The sequence below is a fragment of the Streptomyces sp. NPDC032940 genome (genome assembly GCF_040636935.1).
Classification (GTDB): Bacteria; Actinomycetota; Actinomycetes; order Streptomycetales; family Streptomycetaceae; genus Streptomyces.
Genome location: NZ_JBEZVJ010000009.1, coordinates 143,858 through 163,350 on the forward strand (window position 1 = coordinate 143,858; position 19,493 = coordinate 163,350).

Consider the following 19,493-nt stretch of genomic DNA (forward strand, 5'->3'; position numbering starts at 1 on the left):
TCACGGTGCGACGGCGGTGCGGGACGTCTCGCTGATCTCCTCCCCCGCCTCCATCGGGTGGGTCACGTCCTCCGCGTCCCGGCCCTTGCCACCGATGTGGTTGAAGACCAGGTTGAGCAGGACGGCGGCCACGCAGCCCGTCGAGATGCCCGAGTCCAGGATGATCTTCGCGTTCTCCGGGAAGGCGTGGTAGAACTCCGGGGCCGCGATCGGGATGATGCCGACGGCCAGGGAGACCGCCACGATCAGGACGTTGTTGTCCTTGTCCAGGCTCGCCCGGACCAGCGTCTGGATGCCGCTCGCCGCGACCGAGCCGAACAGGACCACGCCGGCGCCGCCGAGCACCGGGCGCGGCACGACGGCGATCAGCGAGGCGGCCATCGGGCACAGGCCCATCAGCACCAGGAAGCCGCCGCCCACGGCGACGACGAACCGGCTGCGGATCTTCGTCATCGCGACGAGGCCGATGTTCTGGGCGAACGCGCTGCACATGAAGCCGTTGAAGACCGGGCTGAGCGCCGAACCGAGGGTGTCGGCGCGCAGGCCGGCCGCGATGGTCTTCTCGTCCGCCGGGCGCTCCACGATCTCACCGAGCGCGAGCATGTCGGCGGTGGACTCGGTCATCGAGACCACCATCACCACGCACATCGACAGGATCGCGGCGACCTGGAACTGCGGGGCACCGAAGTGGAACGGCGTCGGGAAGCCGACCACGTCGGCGTCGGCGACCGGCCCGAAGTCCGTGACGCCGAACGGGATCGCGATGAGCGTGCCCGCGACCAGGCCGAGCAGCACGGCGATCTGCTTCACGAAGCCCCGGGTGAAGCGGCGCAGGACCAGGACGATGACGAGCGTGATGCCCGCCAGGCCGAGGTTGGTGGCCGAGCCGTAGTCCTCGGCCGTGGGGCTCGGCCCCTGCGCCCAGCCGAAGGCGACGGGAAGCAGGGATATGCCGATGAGGGTGATCACGGTGCCGGTGACGACCGGCGGGAAGAAGCGGATCGCCTTGCAGAAGACGGGTGCCGCCAGGAAGCCGAGCAGTCCGGCGACGATGACCGCGCCGAAGATGATCGGCAGCGCGTCGGACTTGTCCTCGGTGGAGGCGACGACGGCCGTCATGGGGGCGACACCGGCGAAGGTGACGCCGTTGACGAAGGGAAGGCGGGCTCCGATCTTCCAGAACCCGAGGGTCTGGAGGAAGGTGGCGAGGCCCGCGGTGAACAGGCAGGCGCCGGTGAGGAAGGTGAGCTCGGTGGCGCTCAGGCCGATGGCCGCGCCCACGATCAGGGGCGGGGCCACTACTCCGGCGTACATCGCGGCCACATGCTGCAGGCCGGTCGTCGCCATCTTGAGCGGCGGGAGTTTCTCGTCAACAGGGTGGTCGGCCACGGCGGCGTTCCTCCGGTCGGTTACACGTCGGCGTCGACGTATCTGTCAGGGAGGTGGTGCATATGGTCGTGCGGGACCGGGACGGACCGTTCCGGTTGCGTGAAACGGTGACCGCTCCGGGGGCGTGTGCATGGGCACACGCCCCGGAGACGGCCGCCATGGACCCCGCTCGGGTCCACGGCTACCGGCCGGGAGCCGTCCCTCCTGGCCGGAGAACTAGGGTGTTCGGTCGTGCGGTGGTCAGCCCTGCCCGGCGATCCGTGCCAGCCGCTCGGCCTCGGCGCGGGTGGAGCGGGCGATGGCGTCCTCGTCGACGGTGAGCAGCCTGCCGTCCTCGACGATCCGGCGGCCGTTCACGAACGACGCCGTGACCGGGGCGGCGGCGCCGAGGACCAGGGCGGCCACCGGGTCGGCGATCGAGGAGTGGGCGAGCGTGTCCATCCGCCACAGCACCAGGTCGGCGAGCTTGCCCGCCTCCAGGGAACCGGTCTCGGCGGCCCGGCCGAGGACCTGGGCGCCGCCGTAGGTGCCCAGGCGGAGCGCCTTGCGGGCGGTCAGCGCGGCCTCCCGGTGGGCGCCGAGGCGGTTGATGAGCAGGGCGTTGCGGAGTTCGGTGTGGAGTTCGCCCGACTCGTTGGAGGCGGTGCCGTCGACGCCGAGGCCGACCGGGACGCCTGCGGCGAGCAGGTCGGGGACGCGGGCGATGCCGGCGGCGAGGCGGGCGTTGGAGGAAGGGCAGTGGGCGACGCCGGTGCCGGTGCGGGCGAAGGCGGCGATGTCGGAGTCGTTCATGTGGACGCAGTGCGCCATCCACACGTCCTCGCCGAGCCAGCCGGTGGACTCGAAGTAGTCGGTCGGGCCCATGCCGAACAGCTCGTGGCAGAACTTCTCCTCCTCCACGGTCTCCGAGCCGTGGGTGTGCAGCCGCACCCCGAGCCGCCGGGCCAACTCGGCGCCGTGACGCATCAGTTCGGTGGAGACGGAGAAGGGCGAGCAGGGCGCGACGGCGACCTGCGTCATCGCGCCGAAGGAGGTGTCGTGGTGCTCGCGGACGGTGGCCTCGGTGGCGGCGAGCGCGTCGTCCAGGCTCTCCACCGCGAAGTCCGGCGGCAGGCCGCCGTCCGACGCGCCGCGGTCCATGGAACCGCGGGCGAGGGTGAAGCGGACGCCCATGTCGCGGGCGGCGCGGACGATCGCGCCGGACAGGTCGCCGGAGCCCCGCGGGAAGACGTAGTGGTGGTCCATGGCGGTGGTGACACCGCCGCGGGCCATCATCGCGAGCGACCCCTGGGCCGCCGCGTACGCCATCGGCTCGTCGATGCGCGCCCAGGTCGGGTACAGCGCGACCAGCCAGTCGAACAGGTTGTGGTCGGCGGCCAGGCCGCGGGTGAGCCACTGGTAGAAGTGGTGGTGCGTGTTGACCAGGCCGGGCGTGGCCAGGTGGCCGGCCGCGTCGATCCGGCGCACCACGTTCTCCATGCCCTCGGGCGCCCGTCCCGCGCCGACGGACTCGATCAGATGGCCGGCGATCACCACATGGCCGCGCGCGTACTCGGTGTCGCTCGCGTCCACGGTGGCGATCGCACAGTTCTCGATGACCGTGCGCTCGGCCGGCGATGCTGCTGCCATGCTGGTTCCTTGTCTTCGGTGCGGCCCGTGGGCGGTTCGGGTACCCACGAGGGGGGCACGGCAGGACCCTAGGAGGATTTGAGTGCCGGAACGGTGCTGCTGCTCCGGGTGCCGAGATGGTGGAAGAACAGGTTGAGGGCGACCGCGACGAGCGCGCCGGCGCTGATGCCGGAACCGAGCACGGTCTGCGCCCAGGCCGGGAAGTCGGCGTAGAAGGTCGGCGCGGCCAGCGGGATGATGCCCGCGCCCAGCGCCACCGCGACCAGGATGATGTTGGAGCTGTCGTCCAGTCCGGCCTCGGACAGCGTGCGGATGCCGCTGACGGCGATCGAGCCGAAGAGGACGATGCCCGCGCCGCCGAGGACCGGCATCGGGACCAGGGAGACGACCGCGCCGAGGACCGGGAAGGCGCCGAGGATCAGCAGGGCGCCGCCGGCGACGGCGACCACGTAGCGGCTGCGGACCCGGGTCAGCGAGACGACGCCGACGTTCTGCGCGAAGGCGGAGGTCGGGAAGCCGCCGAAGACGGGGCCGAGCAGGGTGGCGAGGCCGTCGGTGCGCAGGCCGCGGGTGATGACCTCGGCGTCGGCGCGCCGGTCGCAGATCTCACCGAGGGCGAGCATGCCGGCGCTGGACTCGGTCATCAGGACCAGCATCACGATGCACAGCGACAGGATGGCCGCGGGCTGGAACTCGGGGGCGCCGAAGGCGAAGGGCGTCGGCAGCGCGGCGACCGGGGCGCTCTTCAGGGCACTGAAGTCGGCCATGCCGAACGGGATGGCGGCCAGGGTGCCGATGAGCAGGCCGAAGAGCAGCGCGACCTGCTTGAAGAAGCCCCTGGCGAAGCGCTGCATCACGAGGATGACGGCGAGGGTGAAGGCGGCGAGCGCGAGGTTGCGCATGGCGCCGAAGTCGGCGGCGGTCTTGTCGCCGCCCTGGGCCCAGCTCACCGGCACGGGCATCAGCGTGACGCCGATCAGGGTGATGACCACTCCGGTGACCAGCGGCGGGAAGAATCTGAGCAGCCGTCCGAAGAAGGGGCCGACGGCCAGGCAGAAGACGCCCGCGACCATCACCGCGCCGTAGATCGCCGGGAGTTGGTCGCCCTTCGAGTTGGTCTCGGCGATCGCCAGGATCGGGGCGATGCCGGCCGAGGAGGCGGCGTTGACGAAGGGCAGCCGGTTGCCGACGAAGCCCTTGACGCCGAGGGTCTGCAGGATGGTCGCGATGCCGGCGATGAGCAGCGAGGCGGCGATGAGCCGGGTGCGGGCCTCGAGGTCGAGTCCGCAGGCCTGCCCGATGATGAGCGGAGGTGTGACGACGCCCGCGTACATGGCGGCGATGTGCTGGAGCGCGGCGGGGACGAGCCGCGAGGGGTGGAGCTTCTCGTCCACCGGGTGCACGGACGTGACGGCGTCCTCGGTGTGCTCCGGCGGGGTGGAACAGGAGCCTTTCGCCGGCTCCGTTGCAGGCTGTGCCATGGTGTTCCCTCCGGTGTGGCGCGCCACCGGCCCCGGGTGGTCCGGCCGGTGGCGCGCGTCCCGCGTCAGAGGTTGGTCATGTCGACCGGGATGAGTTGCTCGGCGCCGTCGCGCAGGATGGTGGCCTCGATCAGGCCGTAGGGGCGGTCGGCGGCGTAGTACACGGCGCCGTCCTTGGCCTCGTTGTCGATCCCGAAGGGCGACAGGTCCGAGCGGAAGTGGTGCTTGTTGGGCATGGAGAAGCGGATCTCGTCGACCTCGTCGCGCGAGTTCAGCACCCGCACGCCCATCTCGAAGAGGGTCTGCTGGAGCGAGTACGAGTAGGTCTCGGCGAAGGCCTGGAGCGCGTGCTTGCGCACACCGTTGTACGAGCGGTCCCAGTCCGGGGCGTGCGAGTCGACGCCGTCCCAGTTGTGCCGCCACCAGGTGGAGACGGTGGTGGCGAGGATCCGGTCGTAGTCCTCCTTGAGGGTGGTGTACTTGTCCTTCAGGTAGCCCCAGAACTCGGAGTTGGTGGTGTTCAGGACGGTGAGGTCCTTGAACCCGGAGAGCACCTGGATGCCGTGGCCGTCGTAGGTGATCTCGGCGACGCGGGTCTCCTGGCCCTTGCGGACGAAGGAGTGGGCGATCTCCTCGGAGCCGACGAAGCGGGCGCCGCCCTTGGAGGTCTCGATCCGCTCCCAGCCGTACTCCTCGACGCGGATGCGGGCCCGGGAGATGGACCCGGTGTTGTCCACGAAGTGGCGGGCGAGCTTGACGCCGAAGTCCTCGGCGCTCTCGATCCCGTGCTCCTTGGCGAAGGCGTACACCGTGTTCTTGGTGGTGTCGGTGGGCAGGACGTTCGCGTTGGAACCGCTGCGGTGGACCTCCTCCATGTCGCCGGAGAGGGCGACGGAGACGTTCAGGTCCTTGATGTGGTGCGTGTCGCCGTCACGCACGATCTTGACGACGCGGTTCTCTGCCTTGCCGTACTGGTTCTGTCCCAGGACGAAACGGGTCATGTGTCGGTCAGCTCCCTCGGTAAACGGAGTAGCCGAACGGGTTGAGCAGCAGCGGAACGTGGTAGTGCTCGCCGGGCACCACCGCGAAGGTGATGGTGACCTCGGGGAAGAACACGGGCCGGCCGTTCTCGCTGTCCCGGAGCGCGGGGGCGTCCTGCTGGGCCGCGGCTTGTTTCTTGGCGAAGTACGTCTCGGTCTCGAAGTCGAGCCGTACGTGTGTGGTGCCCTCCGGCAGTGCCGGCAGGTCCTTGCACCGCCCGTCCGCGTCGGTCGCGGAGCCGCCGAGCGTCTGCCAGTCCGCCTCGGGTCCGCCGCGGGCGGAGAGGTGGACGGCGACGCCCTCGGCGGGGCGGCCGACGCTGGTGTCCAGGATGTGCGTGGACACGGAAGCGGTCGTATCGGTGCTCATGCGATGTCCTCTTGCGGTGTGCAGCGACGTCGGTCGGCGTGCGGCGGGTCAGGCGGCGTCGAGCAGCCGGGCCAGCCGGATACGGTTGATCTTCCCCAGTTCGGTGCGGACGATCTCCCGTTCCTGCTCGGGCGAGTTGCCGATCCGCTCCTTGACCGCGTCCCGCATCTGCTCGCCGGTCCGGCCGGTGGCGCAGATGAGGAACACATGGCCGAACTTCTCCTGGTAGGCCAGGTTCAGTTCGAGCATCTCGGCCTTGAGCTCGGCGGAGGCCCCGGCCATGCCCGCCTGCTCGCGGGAGGAGGTGGGGTCGCCGGGCTTGGGGCGGCCGATCGGCGGGTGCCCGGCCATCGCCTCCTCGAGGTCCGCCGCGGTCAGCTCGGCCATGGCGGCGTCGGACGCTGCATAGAGGTCCTCGGGGGAGGCGAAGGGACGGGCGGTGATCAGTTGCCGGGCCCACGCCGTGGCGGCACAAGCCTCGTGGAGTTCCGCGAGTGCCGCGGTCTCCTCGAGGGCGTTGAAACGGGCCAGGCCCGACGCGGAAGTGGACGTCACGGGAGCCTCCGTGGCCTTGTGCTGAACGGGCGTGCCGATAGCTAACGCCCTCGGAAACAACGCGTCAACACTTTGTTGAAAATTCGGGGTAACAAAAGCCGCCGCCCGGTTACCGGACGGCGGCGCGCGTTGTGAGGCTCCTGTGCAGGTCAGGCGTCCTTCTCGCGGTTGAGGTAGTTGTACACGGTGAAACGGCTGACGCCGAGCGCGCCCGCCACGGTCTCCACTCCGTGCCGCACGGAGAAGGCGCCGCGCGCCTCCAGGGTGCGCACGACCTCCTGTTTGGCCCTGCGGTCCAGTTCGGCCAGCGGCCTGCCCTGCCGGCGCTCCATGGCGGCGAGGATGTGGTCCAGGGAGTCGGCCAGCTGGGGCAGGCGCACGGCGACGACGTCGGCACCCTCCCAGGCGAGGACGACATCGTCCTGGCCCGCCTCGTCCGGCGGGAGCATCTCGCCGCCGATGGCGTCGACCAGGGGCTTCACGGCCGCGAGGAAGGGCTCCTCGGCGGGGCCGGTCACCGCCCGCCCTCCTCGACCACGTTGACCTGGAGCGTGATCCGGGTGGCGCCGGCCTCCAGGGAGCGGCGCAGCAGCGCGTCCACGGCGGTGAGCACCGCGTCGGCGCCGCCCTCGGCGGTGTTGCCGAACGGGCCGACGTCGACCTCGTCCAGCTCCGCGGCCTCGACGACATCCCGGGCGACCACCGCGTGGGCGGGCGCCTCGTCGAGATCGAAGGGCTCGGTCGTGAACTCCACTCTCAATCGCACCCGGTCAACCTAACGCGGGGTGACCGTTTTCCGCCGCCCCCTCTTGACAAGCCGCGCCCGACTTCGGCAATCTTCCGTTAAGCAGAAACAAACTTCCGTAATACGGAAACACCCTCGCAACGGAAGGGAGCGCGGCACCCGATGGGATTCGCAGACCAGCGCTTCAACGTCAACCTGTCGATCCTCTTCACGGAACTCCCGCTCCTGGAGCGCCCCGCGGCCGCCGCCGCGGCCGGCTTCACCGCGGTCGAGCTGTGGTGGCCCTGGATCGACTCCCCCACCCCCGAGCAGTCCGAGCTCGACGCCCTGAAGAAGGCGATCGAGGACGCGGGCGTCCAGCTCACCGGGCTGAACTTCTACGCCGGACAGCTGCCCGGCCCCGACCGCGGCGCCCTGTCGGTCCCCGGCGAGGAGTCGGACCGCTTCCGCGCCAACATCGACGTGGCGGCCGGTTTCGCCCAGTCCCTGGGCTGCAAGGCCCTCAACGCCCTGTACGGCAACCGCGTCGAGGGCGTGGACCCGGCCGAGCAGGACCGGCTCGCTCTGGAGAACCTGGTCCTCGCCGCCCGCGCGGCCGACCGGATCGGGGCGGTGCTGCTGATCGAGGCGCTCAACAAGCCCGAGTCGCCGCTGTACCCGCTGGTGTCGGCGCCGGCCGCGATCGAGGTCGTCGACAAGGTCAACGAGGCCACCGGACTCGGCAACGCCACGTTCCTCATGGACCTCTACCACCTGTCCATGAACGGCGAGGACCTCGCGCAGGTGATCGACGCGTACGCCGCCAAGACCGGCCACGTGCAGATCGCCGACAACCCCGGCCGCGGCGCCCCGGGCACGGGCTCGCTCCCCCTGGAGGAGCTGCTCGACCGGCTGGCGAAGGCCGGTTACCAGGGCTGGGTGGGCCTGGAGTACAAGCCCGGCGACCGCCCGAGCGCGGAGGCCTTCGACTGGCTGCCCCGCGAAGCCCGCGCCGCCCGCTGACACCCCTGATTTTTTCGAGAGGCACCCATCATGAGCAACCTCCCCAAGATCGCATGGATCGGCCTCGGCATCATGGGCTCCCCCATGTCCGAGAACCTGATCAAGGCCGGATACCAGGTCACGGGCTTCACGCTGGAGCAGGAGAAGCTGGACCGCCTGTCCGCCGCCGGCGGCACCTCGGCCGGCTCCATCGCCGAGGCCGTGCGCGACGCCGACGTCGTCATCACCATGGTCCCCGCGTCGCCACAGGTCGAGGCCATCGCCTACGGCCCCGACGGCATCCTGGAGAACGCGAAGTCCGGCGCGCTGCTGATCGACATGTCCTCGATCACCCCGCAGACCTCCGTCGACCTCGCGAAGGCCGGCAAGGAGAAGGGCATCCGCGTCCTGGACGCCCCCGTCTCCGGCGGCGAGGCCGGCGCGATCGAGGCCGTCCTGTCCATCATGGTCGGCGGCGAGCAGGCCGACTTCGACGAGGCCAAGCCGATCCTGGAGGCCCTCGGCAAGACCATCGTGCTGTGCGGTCCGCACGGCTCCGGTCAGACCGTGAAGGCCGCCAACCAGCTCATCGTCGCCGTGAACATCCAGGCGTGCGCCGAGGCCGTGGTCTTCCTGGAGAAGTCGGGCGTGGACCTGAAGGCCGCCCTCGACGTCCTGAACGGCGGCCTGGCCGGCTCGACCGTGCTGACGCGGAAGAAGGACAACTTCCTGGCCCGCGACTTCAAGCCGGGCTTCCGCATCGACCTGCACCACAAGGACATGGGCATCGTCACCGACGCCGCCCGCAACGTGGGCGCCGCCCTGCCGGTCGGCGCCGTGGTCGCCCAGCTGGTCGCCTCCCTGCGCGCCCAGGGCGACGGCGGCCTGGACCACTCGGCCCTGCTGCGGGCCGTGGAGCGCCTCTCCGGCGCCCAGGTCTGAGGCACCGCCCCCGAGACCTCCGGGCGGCGCCGCCGCTGACACCTGTCCTGTCGCGCCCGAGCGGTGGCGCCGCCCGGAACCCACTTCAACAAACTGTTGACGTGCTCAGCACCCCAAATCTAGGCTCCACGAAGCGGAAACAGTTTTCCGCTGACCCCTCGCACGGAAGGTCCCCGATGTCGCAGCGCGCGCTCACGACGCGGACTCTCACCACGGAGTCCGGCGCCCCGGTCGCAGACAACCAGAATTCCGCCTCCGCCGGCATCGGCGGCCCGCTCCTGATCCAGGACCAGCACCTGCTGGAGAAGCTCGCCCGCTTCAACCGCGAGCGCATCCCGGAGCGCGTGGTGCACGCCCGCGGCTCCGGCGCCTACGGCCACTTCGAGGTGACCGACGACGTCACCGGCTTCACGCACGCCGACTTCCTGAGCACCGTGGGCAAGCGCACCGAGGTCTTCCTGCGCTTCTCCACCGTGGCCGACTCGCTCGGTGGCGCGGACGCGGTCCGCGACCCGCGCGGCTTCGCGGTGAAGTTCTACACCGAGGAGGGCAACTACGACCTCGTCGGCAACAACACCCCGGTGTTCTTCATCAAGGACCCGATCAAGTTCCCCGACTTCATCCACTCGCAGAAGCGCGACCCGTTCACGGGCCGTCAGGAGCCTGACAACGTCTGGGACTTCTGGGCGCACTCCCCCGAGGCCACGCACCAGGTGACCTGGCTGATGGGCGACCGCGGCATCCCGGCCTCGTACCGCCACATGGACGGCTTCGGCTCGCACACCTACCAGTGGACGAACGCCAAGGGCGAGTCCTACTTCGTCAAGTACCACTTCAAGACGGACCAGGGCATCCGGACCCTGACCGCCGGCGAGGCCGCGGAGCTGGCGGGCCAGGACCCGACCTCGCACCAGACGGACCTGGTGCAGGCGATCGAGCGGGGCGTGTTCCCGTCGTGGACGCTGCACGTGCAGCTGATGCCGGTGGCCGACGCGGCCAACTACCGCTTCAACCCGTTCGACGTGACCAAGGTGTGGCCGCACAGCGACTACCCGCTGCGCCGCGTCGGGCGGCTGATGCTGAACCGCAACCCCGACAACGTCTTCGCCGAGGTCGAGCAGGCCGCGTTCTCCCCGAACAACTTCGTTCCGGGCATCGGCCCCTCCCCCGACAAGATGCTCCAGGGCCGTCTGTTCGCCTACGCGGACGCACACCGCTACCGCCTGGGCGTCAACCACACCCAGCTCGCGGTGAACGCCCCGAAGGCCGTGCCCGGCGGGGCGGACAACTACGGCCGCGACGGCTTCATGGCGTCCAACGCGCAGGGCCGCGCCGCCAAGAACTACGAGCCGAACTCGTACGACGGCCCGGTGGAGACCGGCCGCCCGCTCGCCGCGCCGCTGGCGGTCTCCGGGCACACCGGCACCCACGAGGCGCCGCTGCACACCAAGGACGACGACTTCTTCCAGGCCGGTGAGCTGTACCGCCTGGTGTCCGAGGACGAGAAGAAGCGCCTGATCGCCAACATCGCCGGCGGCCTGTCCCAGGTCTCCCGCGAGGACGTGATCCAGAAGAACCTCGCGCACTTCCACGCCGCCGACACGGAGTACGGCAAGCGCGTGGAGGAGGCGGTCCGCGCCCTGCGCGAGGACTGATCCACCAGCTCGCCCACGGGACTTGACGGGGAGGTCAAGACCGTGTGCGCGGCCCGCGCAGGCATCGGAACGGCCCGGATGAGGGGTGGCCGCCCGGTGCCGGCGCGGGCAGGGCGAGGACCGCGGCGGCCTGCGAGCCAGTGCGGTGGTGAAGGGCCCGGAGCTTCTCCTACGACCTGAGGGGAGGAGCCGCCGGTCCCGTCGTGAACCGCCGCGGTCCCAGCCACTCGCCTCCGGCGGCCTTCCGGGCCGTCAAGGCCCCCTGAACTCCGTCCGGCGGCGCGAACGACCTGTCGCGCCCAGCCTCGCGCCGTCGGACGGGCACCACCCGGAATCCCTCCCCACCCCAGAAACCCTCACCGGGCCGAGAGGCGCCGGATGCGGACGGTCCCGCATCCGGCGCCTTTCTGTGTCCGGCGCCTCTCCGTGTCCGGCGTTCCTCCGTGTCCGGGACCGGGGTGCGGGCGGCGTCCGCGCGCAGCAGTCTGGAGTCATGGCACATCCAGTACATCCAGCGCATTCAGCAGGCCCAGCAAGCCCAGCAGATCCACCGGAGCATTCCCACGTCGTGGTCCGTCCCCCGGCGCTGGACGGCTCCCGCCGGGTCACCTCGGGCGAGGAGACGCTCGGGGTCGCCTCCCACCTCGACGACGTCGCCGAGATCCTGCGCCTGGCCGACCTGTACGTCACCGACGTGGCGACCACCGACCTCGTCGAGTGGCAGGGCGGCGGCCCGGACGACTGGCCGGGGCTGCACGAACACCATGAACACCACGACGCCTGAGCGCGCGTAGGCGGGCCCGGCAGCGGGCACAACCTCCGGCACACGGGGGTGGTGTCATGGAGGACACGGCGACGGACCGACGGGATCCCTACGAGATCGCGCTGCTGCGCGGCGGACCGCGCGCCGCCGTGACGGTCGCCGTCGTGGATCTCTACCTGCGCGGAGCGGTGGACGCCGGCCCGCCGGGCACCGTACGGGCGACGAGGACGGTGCCGGCCGCCCCGGTGCCGCCGCTGGCGGAGGCGGTGCGGCTGGCGTGCCGGGACGAACCGCTGAGCCCGCGGAAGCTGGCCCGGCACACGGGCGTCCGCCTGGCGGTGTCCCTGCTGCGGATCCCGCTCGCGGAGGCCGGGCTGCTGAGATACCCGCTGCTCGGTCCGACACGGGCCGCCCGCCGCACGGTGCGGTCCCTGCAGGAGCGGCATCCGCTGCCCGGGAGCCGGCGCGGCCTGCCGGACGCGGACAAGCTCCTCGCCGTCGCCCTGCACGACGTGGCCGCCCTGCGCGTGCTCCTGCCCCGCTTCGCGCTGCGCGCCGGGCTCACCGAGCGCGTCGAGGTGGCGGACAAGGGCATGCTGCGGCACTCCCCGCGGGGCGGCTCCGGGGGCGGCGGGGTCTACTACTGCGGCGGGGGCGGGGGCGGCGGCTCCGACTGACCCGGCACCCGCGCACGGCACACGCCCGCACGGAGAAGCGGCCCGCCCCCGAGGGGACGGGCCGCTTCCGTGAGCCCGGCAGACCGCTGTGGATCAGACCTTCAGCGTGCGGATCGCCGTCGGGGCGTGCCCCGGCTCGGTGGCGACCTCCTCGAACTCCACGACGTTGCTGATGTCGTTGGTGCCCGACATGGAGATGTTGGTGACGCGCTCCAGGATGGCCTCGACGACGACCGGGACCTGGTGCTCGGCGGCCAGCTTCTTGGCCTGCTCCAGGGCCGCGCCCAGCTCGTTCGGGTCGGTCACGCGGATCGCCTTGCAGCCCAGCCCCTCGGCGACCTTGACGTGGTCGACGCCGTAGACGCCCAGCTCGGGCGAGTTGATGTTCTCGAACTCCAGCTTGACCTGGAAGTCGATGTCGAACGCCCGCTGCGCCTGACGGATCAGGCCCAGGTAGGAGTTGTTGACCAGGACGTGCACGTAAGGGATCTTGTGCTGCGCGCCGACGGCCAGTTCCTCGATCATGAACTGGAAGTCGTAGTCGCCGGAGAGCGCCACGACCTGGGCATCCGGGTCGGCCTTGGCGACGCCGAGCGCGGCCGGGACCGTCCAGCCGAGGGGGCCGGCCTGGCCGCAGTTGATCCAGTGCCGCGGACGGTAGACGTGCAGCATCTGGGCGCCGGCGATCTGGGAGAGGCCGATGGTGGAGACGTACCGGGTCTCCGGGCCGAAGGCCTTGTTCATCTCCTCGTAGACGCGCTGCGGCTTGATCGGGATGTCGTCGAAGTGCGTACGGCGCTGGAGCGTGGCCTTGCGCTCCTGCGCGGAGGCGGCCCACGCGGAGCGGTCGGGCAGCTTGCCGGCCGCCTTCAGCTCCTTGGCGACCTCGACGAACAGCTCGAGCGCGACCTTGGCGTCGGAGGCGATGCCGTAGTCCGGGGCGAAGATCTTGCCGATCTGGGTGGGCTCGACGTCGACGTGGACGAACTTCCGTCCGGCGGTGTAGACGTCCAGCTTGCCGGTGTGGCGGTTGGCCCAGCGGTTGCCGATGCCGAGGACGAAGTCGGACTCCAGGAAGGTCGCGTTGCCGTAGCGGTGCGAGGTCTGGAGGCCGACCATGCCGGCGTTCAGCTCGTGGTCGTCGGGCAGCAGGCCCCAGCCCATCAGGGTCGGCACGACGGGGGTGCCGGTCAGCTCGGCGAACTCCACGAGGAGGTCGGCGGCGTCGGCGTTGATGACACCGCCGCCGGCCACGATCAGGGGGCGCTCGGAGGCGTTGAGCAGGCCGATGGCCTTCTCGATCTGGGCACGGCTGGCGGCCGGCCGGTAGACCGGGAGCGGCTCGTAGGTCTCGGGGTCGAACTCGATCTCCGTCATCTGGACGTCGATCGGCAGGTCGATCAGGACCGGGCCGGGGCGGCCGGAGCGCATGAGGTGGAAGGCCTGCTGGAAGACGCCCGGGACCTGCGCGGCCTCCAGGACGGTGACGGCCATCTTCGTCACCGGCTTGGCGATGGAGGCGATGTCGACGGCCTGGAAGTCCTCCTTGTGGATCACCGCGGTCGGCGCCTGGCCGGTGATGCAGAGGATCGGGATCGAGTCGCCGATCGCCGAGTACAGACCGGTGATCATGTCGGTGCCGGCCGGCCCGGAGGTGCCGATGCAGACGCCGATGTTGCCGGCGTGGGTCCGGGTGTAGCCCTCGGCCATGTGCGAGGCGCCCTCGACGTGCCGGGCGAGGGTGTGGTTGACGCCGCCGGAGGCCTTGAGCGCCGCGTAGAAGGGGTTGATCGCCGCGCCCGGCACACCGAACGCGTCGGTGACGCCCTCGCGCTTGAGGATCTCAACTGCCGCTCGGGCAGCGGTCATACGAGCCATCGAGTACTCCTGCTTCGGCTGTCGGATTTCACTCCCGGCGCGCCCCGCGGTGAGCAGATCCTTAGCTTTTCCGTATAGCGAAATTTGCTTTCTACGATCTGGAAGTAATGTAAGTGGACGGCAGGGGGCAGTCAAGAGACACGGGCGTCCGGGACAGCCGGAACGCATGCCGCCAAGACACGGACAGGACGAGGGTGTCCGGAGGACGATGGGGGCCATGGCCGAGACCATCCCGGTGTGCTGCGCCGCCTGCGGGCGCCGGCACCGCTACACGGCACCGACGTATCCGTGCGCGTGCGGCACGCCCGTCGCCCCGCCGCTGGATCCCCGGGGGACCCCGACGGTGGTCACCCGGCGGGTCTGGGAGGAGGAGTGGATCGGGGTGCGCTGCACGGCCTGCGGGGCGGAGAGCCGGTGGCCGCGTCCGGAACTGGGGTGTCCGTGCGGCACGGTGCTGTGCGTGCCGGTGGACCCGACGGCCGCGGGCCGCACCGGCCGGCCTCCCGGCTCACGGGTGCCGGCCCACCGGGCGGTCCCGATCCGCACGGCCCGCGACGCGGTCACCGCCGCCGTGCTGTACCTGCGGGGCCTCGGCCACCGGGACGTACGCCGCGCCGACCAGCGTCCCCCGGCGGGGATCGGACTGGCGGCACCGGGCGTCGTGGTCCACGTGGACGCGACGGCGGGCCCGGCCACGGTGCGGGACGTGGAGTGCCTGTGGCTGACGGCCATGGCGGAACCCGCGCAGGGCCTCTACTTCTCCCTCGCCGGGTACACCGAGGAGGCCCGCACCCGCGCCGGGCGGCTGGAGGTCCCGCTGTTCCTCCTCGACCCCTCGGGCACGGTCCGCCCGGTCAACGCGCCGGCGGTCGCACTGGACGCGAGGGCCGGCTGAGCTGCGCGCCGGTCAGTCCTCGGGGTCGCGCAGGCCGACGCAGTCGAGGGTCCAGAAGACGTCCGAGTAGACGAAGGTGCCCGTCATCCACGGCTCGTGCGCGGACAGCCGGGCGACCTGGAACGCGGCGTCCGGGATACGCAGCGACGGCGACCGGAAACCGAGCGCGCGAGCCCCCTCGAAGCCGCGCGCGCCGTAGTAGTGCGGCGAACCCTCCACAAACACCAGCGGCACACCCCGGCTGTCGGCCGCCGCGAGGGCGTGGGCGACGAGCCGCGTCCCGATCCCCCGCCCCTGGTGCTCCGGAAGCACCCCCAGCGGTGACAGCGTCAGGACGTCCACGATCCGGCGCGGAGCGTCCAGCCGCGCCGCGCTCATCAGGACGTGCCCGACGACCCGGCCGCCGAGGACGGCGACAAAGGACATCGGCGCGAGCTCGGCCTCGGCGACGCGCAGCGCCTCCACGAGCCCGGGAACCCGCTCACCGTCACCGAAGGCCCGCGTATGCAGATCGCGCACGTCTCGCTGATCGTCAGCGGTTTCGTCGCGGACCGCGAGCCCCGCGCCGGCGGAAGCGATACGGGATGCCACGAGCGCCTCGTCTGACGTCATGGCCGAGAGGGTAGACCGGGAGCCGGCACGGTGCGAGGCAATTACGCACCGTGGGAGTACCGCATCACGGCCGGCCGCGCCCCGGTACCCCTCCTGCTCCGTCCGCCGGCACGCCCCGAGACACTGCAACGCCGGACGAACACGCCTCTCGCTAGGATGTTCGTTCACGCCAGGCCAACGGGAGGGGCTGCTGTGGCGGAGGGGGGAGACGGGTTCGTCACGACCACGGAGGCGTCGTCCGGCACGTGTCGTGCAGTGGACACACGGGCCCGACGAGGCACCGGCCCGAGCCGTTCGCACGATGCCGTCGCCATCAGGACGACAGGGTTATCCGGTGCTGCCGGCAGGATCGCGGCGTGCCCCATTCACCGCCGCTCCCATCCGTGGCTTCGCATGCTCCTGCCTTGCCAGTGGTCGGACTGGCGACGCGATCACATACCTCGATGAGTACGGAGGATCCGATGGCTTGGGATGAATGGGAGCAGATCAAGGCTGCGGTAGCACAACGTCAGGACCGTCACACGCAGTTGAACAGCGCGCAAGGCGCCACCGGCCGGCCCGACCTCAAGACGAACTCCCAGGGCAAGCAGAAGGCGATCAAGGCCCTTGTAGAAGCGATCCGCCCCGGTCTGGACAAGACGGGAACCCATGCCGACGAGGACACCGACGCGGCAGAGCGAACGTTCAACGGCTGGGCGACCGGATCCGGCCTCAAGGACGCACACGACGAATGGGCCCTCCAGGTGAAGGGGCTTCAAGAACGCCTCGCCCACGACCAGGCCGCTCTGAGCAAGACGAAGAAAGGCTTCCAGTTCGTCGAACACGACGTGGAGAGTTCCCTCGCACGCATAAACCCGCTTGGGCCAGATCCACGCAGGGACGTCTGATCTCGACATCCCGCTGCTCGCACACACGGAGCGGCTTCAGCACCGAGACTACGGGGAGACAGACATGCTGACGTATCAAGACGTGATGACGATCCGACTGGCCCCTCTCACCACGGCAGCCGTCTCATGGGAGCAGATGGCGGACGGCTTCGAGGACCTGGGCGAACTATACGGGGACAATGTTCAAGCCGTTGCCTCGGACGGTGGCTGGGTAGGGATCAGCGCAGGAACCGCCGAGACGCGCTTCTCCGCGACGCGGAAGCAGTTCGACGCCGGTGCCGTCGAGGCACGAGCCATCGGGGGCATCCTTCGAGACATCCATGCACAGTTCACCGAGCGCATACAGGCAGTCAAGAACCTGGTCGAGTCGGCCAAGGAAGCACATATACATATAGACGCCAAGGGGCAGGCACACCTCGATACCAGCAAGGCGAAGGACACAGGAAGCGGCTTCCTCTGGGACGCTACAGAGCGCGCCATGCTGGAGGCCAGCTGGACAACTGCTGTTGCCGCAGCAGTACAAGCAGTGGATGACGCGGACCAAGGCGCCAAACTGGCGCTTCGGGATGCCGCCGGCATCAAAAACTTCTTCGAGGAGATGTTTGACACTGCTCGCGGTACCGGTCACGACTTCAACGCCGACGCGGTCGGAGACATTGAAGTCGTCGAGGCACGCGAGGCGAACAAGTACGCGGACCAGATCCTGGCGGGGGAAAAACCGGCCGACCCGGAGGAATGGGCGCGACTGATGCGCGACAACTCCGATGACACAAAGTTCAGCCAGACAGTACTCAACCACCTGGACCCCGAGGGGACCATCAAGATCACCAATCAGCTCAACACCTTCGCCTACGACTCGGACACGGGGAACAAGCAGCATTACCTGGGAGCCGAGCAGGGACTTGCCAACGCGCTGGCCACCGCCACGAAGGACCGGAATTCGAAGTTCTACAAGGACTTTCATGCCGGCCTGAAGGAAGCCGGCATGAAGCGGTACGAGTGGCAGGGCGAGAAGGTCCGCGGATACCAGTCCCTTGTCACGCTGATGCAACACGGCGAAGGGTACCCGGCCCACTTGATGCACGACCTTGGAGACGATCTGATCGCCGCCGAGAAGGCGGACAAGGGCGACGACAACTGGGATCTGCCCAAGGCGTTCGTCACCTCACGTGACGAGTGGTTCGCGAACGACCCCCTCGACGGCCTTCTCGGCATCATGAGCGAGGACCCAGAGGCATCGGCAACGTTCCTCGATCCCGAGTCCGATCCCCACCCGGACGACGGAAAGAAGGAAGGAAACGACCGACTGGAGTACCTGACGAGGAAGCGGGACTGGGATGTCGTCGACGGAAACCCCCACATGCGCAACCCGCACGACCCCGACAGCATGTGGGGCGACCCCCTTCGCAGTTCGGACATCGAGGATGCGCAGGGCAGAGCCGGGTTCGGCGCAGCGTTGGTGGCAGCAACGACGGGCATCGACCCGAACAACTCGGGCAGCGGTTTCGTCCAGCACTCCGAAGCCAACAACCGCGTGTTCGAGAACACCCTGAAGCACCTGTCCGCGGAGGGCAACGACTTCCCGCCGAGCCTGCGCACCCCGATGGCGATGGTCATGGGCAACTACGGCGACGAGGTGCACGCAACGGCGAGCGCCCAGCTCGAGTCGCGCAGTCCGCTGGACCGCAGCGAAGTCCTCGAAGTGGCGAAGCAGATCTCACGCGACCGCTTTTCCTACTTCACGCTGCAGGACTCCATCAACCGGGAAATCGTCCACGACATCAACACCGGAGTGGGCGGCCATGAAGAGACGTGGAGAAAAGCAGGCCATACCGTCGGATTCCTGGAAGAAGCCAGATACCAAGGGCTGGCCGTGGATGCCGACGACGCCAAGAGCAAGGCCGCCTGGGAAGCGAAAATGGACTATCACACCTGGGGCGGTGTCGTGAACTTCATCCCGCATGCAGGTGATGCCGCGCAGCGCGGCGTCGATGTCCTGACATCCAGATGGCTCGAGGACGAGACTCAGAGAATCAACGATGGACTGGCGCATGACAATACAGAGTCCTCCCTCGACCAGGAAAAGCGCGTCGCAGCTTTGGCCGATATCTGGAGACAGGCAAACCCCAATCACCTCGATGGTGAATCGATAGACACCACGATCTCGAAAATAAATGGCACTGTGAACGACGGGAACAGTACTGCTCGCGGTCTGGCAGGTAAGGGCTCATGAAACGTATCCACCTCTGCGGCATACTCGTAACTGCCGCTCTCCTCGCTTCCGGCTGCTCGAGCGGCAAACCGGGATACGGCTATGCGATTCCCTCACAAATGTGCGGCGTCGGAGTCGACCAGTCGGCGCTGAAGTCGCTCCTTCCCCCGGGGGAAGAGGGAGCAGTCACAGAGGGGGCCCACGACTGGGAACGCCATACGTGCCGGGTGGTCGTCGAGAAGAAGACGGAGCTGGCCATGACGGTGGCGCGCGACGTTGCAGTCGATGACGCCGCGAAATCCGGGGAAGAGGAGTTCCGGAACTTCAGGAAAATCTCCCTGGAAAGGCCCGTGACGAGCGCGGGAGTCGGGGACGGCGGCGCCGTGGCATGGATGACGTGCCGGCCCCGACCCGGTCAACCCCAGGAAGAGATGCCTGACTTCCCGTTTACGCACCTGGTGCTGAAGATTCATACCGCTGCCGCGGTCAAGGACTCCGACAAAGCGGCCGATCACCGAGCGGACTTGGAACGATTCCTGCGTTCCTACATCCCCGACCTGACCGAGGCCTGGTGCAGGTGAGGAGAACCCGTCCCTCTTGAGGCCAGCGCCTCATGATCTCGGCGGCCGTCGGCACCGCACCGGACGGCCGCAGGTCAGGCAGGGCGGAGCGTCGTGTCCGTGGGCGCGAGGCGGTGTTTCGAGTCGCCGCCCGCCCACGGGCGACCGGCGACAGGAACGTCTGACGGTCCCGCAGAACACCTCCGCTCCCGCCACGGCCCG

General features: G+C 69.5%; 19 protein-coding genes. 9 read left to right on the plus strand and 10 right to left on the minus strand.

Annotation, left to right across the window (positions count from 1 at the left end):
• The 8 genes from AB0E77_RS14775 to AB0E77_RS14810 all read right to left on the minus strand — a co-directional run bounded on the left by AB0E77_RS14775 (position 1) and on the right by AB0E77_RS14810 (position 7,230).
• On the minus strand, positions 1 to 1,389 hold the full coding sequence (locus tag AB0E77_RS14775) for a nucleobase:cation symporter-2 family protein (RefSeq protein WP_361569829.1): 1,389 nt from the start codon (positions 1,387 to 1,389) through the stop codon (positions 1 to 3).
• A 240-nt stretch (positions 1,390 to 1,629) separates the two neighbouring features.
• Positions 1,630 to 3,018 carry an 8-oxoguanine deaminase gene (locus tag AB0E77_RS14780; protein ID WP_361569831.1) on the minus strand — a complete coding sequence of 463 codons (1,389 nt, stop codon included), beginning with the start codon at positions 3,016 to 3,018 and terminating at the stop codon, positions 1,630 to 1,632.
• Between the two features lie 68 nt (positions 3,019 to 3,086).
• Positions 3,087 to 4,499, minus strand: a complete 1,413-nt coding sequence (locus AB0E77_RS14785; RefSeq protein ID WP_361569833.1) for a nucleobase:cation symporter-2 family protein — start codon at positions 4,497 to 4,499, stop codon at positions 3,087 to 3,089.
• Positions 4,500 to 4,564: 65 nt separating this feature from the next.
• Positions 4,565 to 5,500 (minus strand): factor-independent urate hydroxylase, encoded by a 936-nt coding sequence (pucL, locus tag AB0E77_RS14790; RefSeq protein WP_361569835.1) that lies wholly within the window; start codon positions 5,498 to 5,500, stop codon positions 4,565 to 4,567.
• Positions 5,501 to 5,507: 7 nt separating this feature from the next.
• Positions 5,508 to 5,909 (minus strand): hydroxyisourate hydrolase, encoded by a 402-nt coding sequence (gene uraH / locus AB0E77_RS14795; RefSeq protein ID WP_361569836.1) that lies wholly within the window; start codon positions 5,907 to 5,909, stop codon positions 5,508 to 5,510.
• 48 nt (positions 5,910 to 5,957) lie between these two features.
• Positions 5,958 to 6,464, minus strand: a complete 507-nt coding sequence (gene uraD, locus AB0E77_RS14800) for a 2-oxo-4-hydroxy-4-carboxy-5-ureidoimidazoline decarboxylase (protein ID WP_361569838.1) — start codon at positions 6,462 to 6,464, stop codon at positions 5,958 to 5,960.
• Positions 6,465 to 6,613: 149 nt separating this feature from the next.
• The gene (locus AB0E77_RS14805; protein ID WP_361569840.1) at positions 6,614 to 6,982 is read right to left on the minus strand and encodes a helix-turn-helix domain-containing protein; all 369 of its coding nucleotides are present in this window, start codon (positions 6,980 to 6,982) and stop codon (positions 6,614 to 6,616) included.
• On the minus strand, positions 6,979 to 7,230 hold the full coding sequence (locus tag AB0E77_RS14810) for a hypothetical protein (protein WP_361569841.1): 252 nt from the start codon (positions 7,228 to 7,230) through the stop codon (positions 6,979 to 6,981). Before AB0E77_RS14810 ends, AB0E77_RS14805 begins: the two co-directional genes overlap by 4 nt.
• Before the next feature lie 141 nt (positions 7,231 to 7,371).
• On the opposite strand from AB0E77_RS14810, the gene AB0E77_RS14815 reads away from it, so the two are divergent.
• From AB0E77_RS14815 to AB0E77_RS14835, 5 genes are all read left to right on the plus strand, one after another.
• Positions 7,372 to 8,211: a TIM barrel protein gene (locus tag AB0E77_RS14815; RefSeq protein WP_361569843.1), complete on the plus strand. Its 840-nt coding sequence runs from the start codon at positions 7,372 to 7,374 to the stop codon at positions 8,209 to 8,211.
• A 30-nt stretch (positions 8,212 to 8,241) separates the two neighbouring features.
• Positions 8,242 to 9,132, plus strand: a complete 891-nt coding sequence (locus AB0E77_RS14820) for a 2-hydroxy-3-oxopropionate reductase (RefSeq protein WP_361569845.1) — start codon at positions 8,242 to 8,244, stop codon at positions 9,130 to 9,132.
• A 176-nt stretch (positions 9,133 to 9,308) separates the two neighbouring features.
• A complete protein-coding gene (locus tag AB0E77_RS14825) occupies positions 9,309 to 10,787 on the plus strand; it encodes a catalase (protein ID WP_361569847.1) in 1,479 nt (492 codons plus the stop codon).
• Between the two features lie 493 nt (positions 10,788 to 11,280).
• Entirely contained in the window at positions 11,281 to 11,571 is a 291-nt protein-coding gene (locus AB0E77_RS14830; protein ID WP_361569848.1) for a hypothetical protein, read from the plus strand.
• Positions 11,572 to 11,627: 56 nt separating this feature from the next.
• Positions 11,628 to 12,227 carry a TIGR04222 domain-containing membrane protein gene (locus tag AB0E77_RS14835; RefSeq protein ID WP_361569850.1) on the plus strand — a complete coding sequence of 200 codons (600 nt, stop codon included), beginning with the start codon at positions 11,628 to 11,630 and terminating at the stop codon, positions 12,225 to 12,227.
• Between the two features lie 93 nt (positions 12,228 to 12,320).
• Here AB0E77_RS14835 and gcl read toward each other — a convergent pair whose 3' ends face one another.
• Positions 12,321 to 14,105, minus strand: coding sequence for a glyoxylate carboligase (gcl, locus tag AB0E77_RS14840; protein WP_361569852.1), 1,785 nt, complete (start codon positions 14,103 to 14,105; stop codon positions 12,321 to 12,323).
• Between the two features lie 208 nt (positions 14,106 to 14,313).
• Here gcl and AB0E77_RS14845 point away from each other — a divergent pair, with 208 nt between their 5' ends.
• Positions 14,314 to 15,000 carry a hypothetical protein gene (locus AB0E77_RS14845; RefSeq protein ID WP_361569854.1) on the plus strand — a complete coding sequence of 229 codons (687 nt, stop codon included), beginning with the start codon at positions 14,314 to 14,316 and terminating at the stop codon, positions 14,998 to 15,000.
• A 12-nt stretch (positions 15,001 to 15,012) separates the two neighbouring features.
• Here AB0E77_RS14845 and AB0E77_RS14850 read toward each other — a convergent pair whose 3' ends face one another.
• Positions 15,013 to 15,612, minus strand: coding sequence for an N-acetyltransferase (locus tag AB0E77_RS14850; RefSeq protein WP_361569856.1), 600 nt, complete (start codon positions 15,610 to 15,612; stop codon positions 15,013 to 15,015).
• 461 nt (positions 15,613 to 16,073) lie between these two features.
• Between AB0E77_RS14850 and AB0E77_RS14855 the strand changes: the two genes are divergently transcribed.
• From AB0E77_RS14855 to AB0E77_RS14865, 3 genes are all read left to right on the plus strand, one after another.
• Entirely contained in the window at positions 16,074 to 16,499 is a 426-nt protein-coding gene (locus AB0E77_RS14855; protein WP_361569858.1) for a hypothetical protein, read from the plus strand.
• A gap of 64 nt (positions 16,500 to 16,563) precedes the next feature.
• A complete protein-coding gene (locus AB0E77_RS14860; protein ID WP_361569860.1) occupies positions 16,564 to 18,732 on the plus strand; it encodes a hypothetical protein in 2,169 nt (722 codons plus the stop codon).
• Positions 18,729 to 19,292: a hypothetical protein gene (locus tag AB0E77_RS14865; RefSeq protein ID WP_361569862.1), complete on the plus strand. Its 564-nt coding sequence runs from the start codon at positions 18,729 to 18,731 to the stop codon at positions 19,290 to 19,292. Before AB0E77_RS14860 ends, AB0E77_RS14865 begins: the two co-directional genes overlap by 4 nt.
• The last annotated feature ends 201 nt before the right edge of the window (positions 19,293 to 19,493 follow it).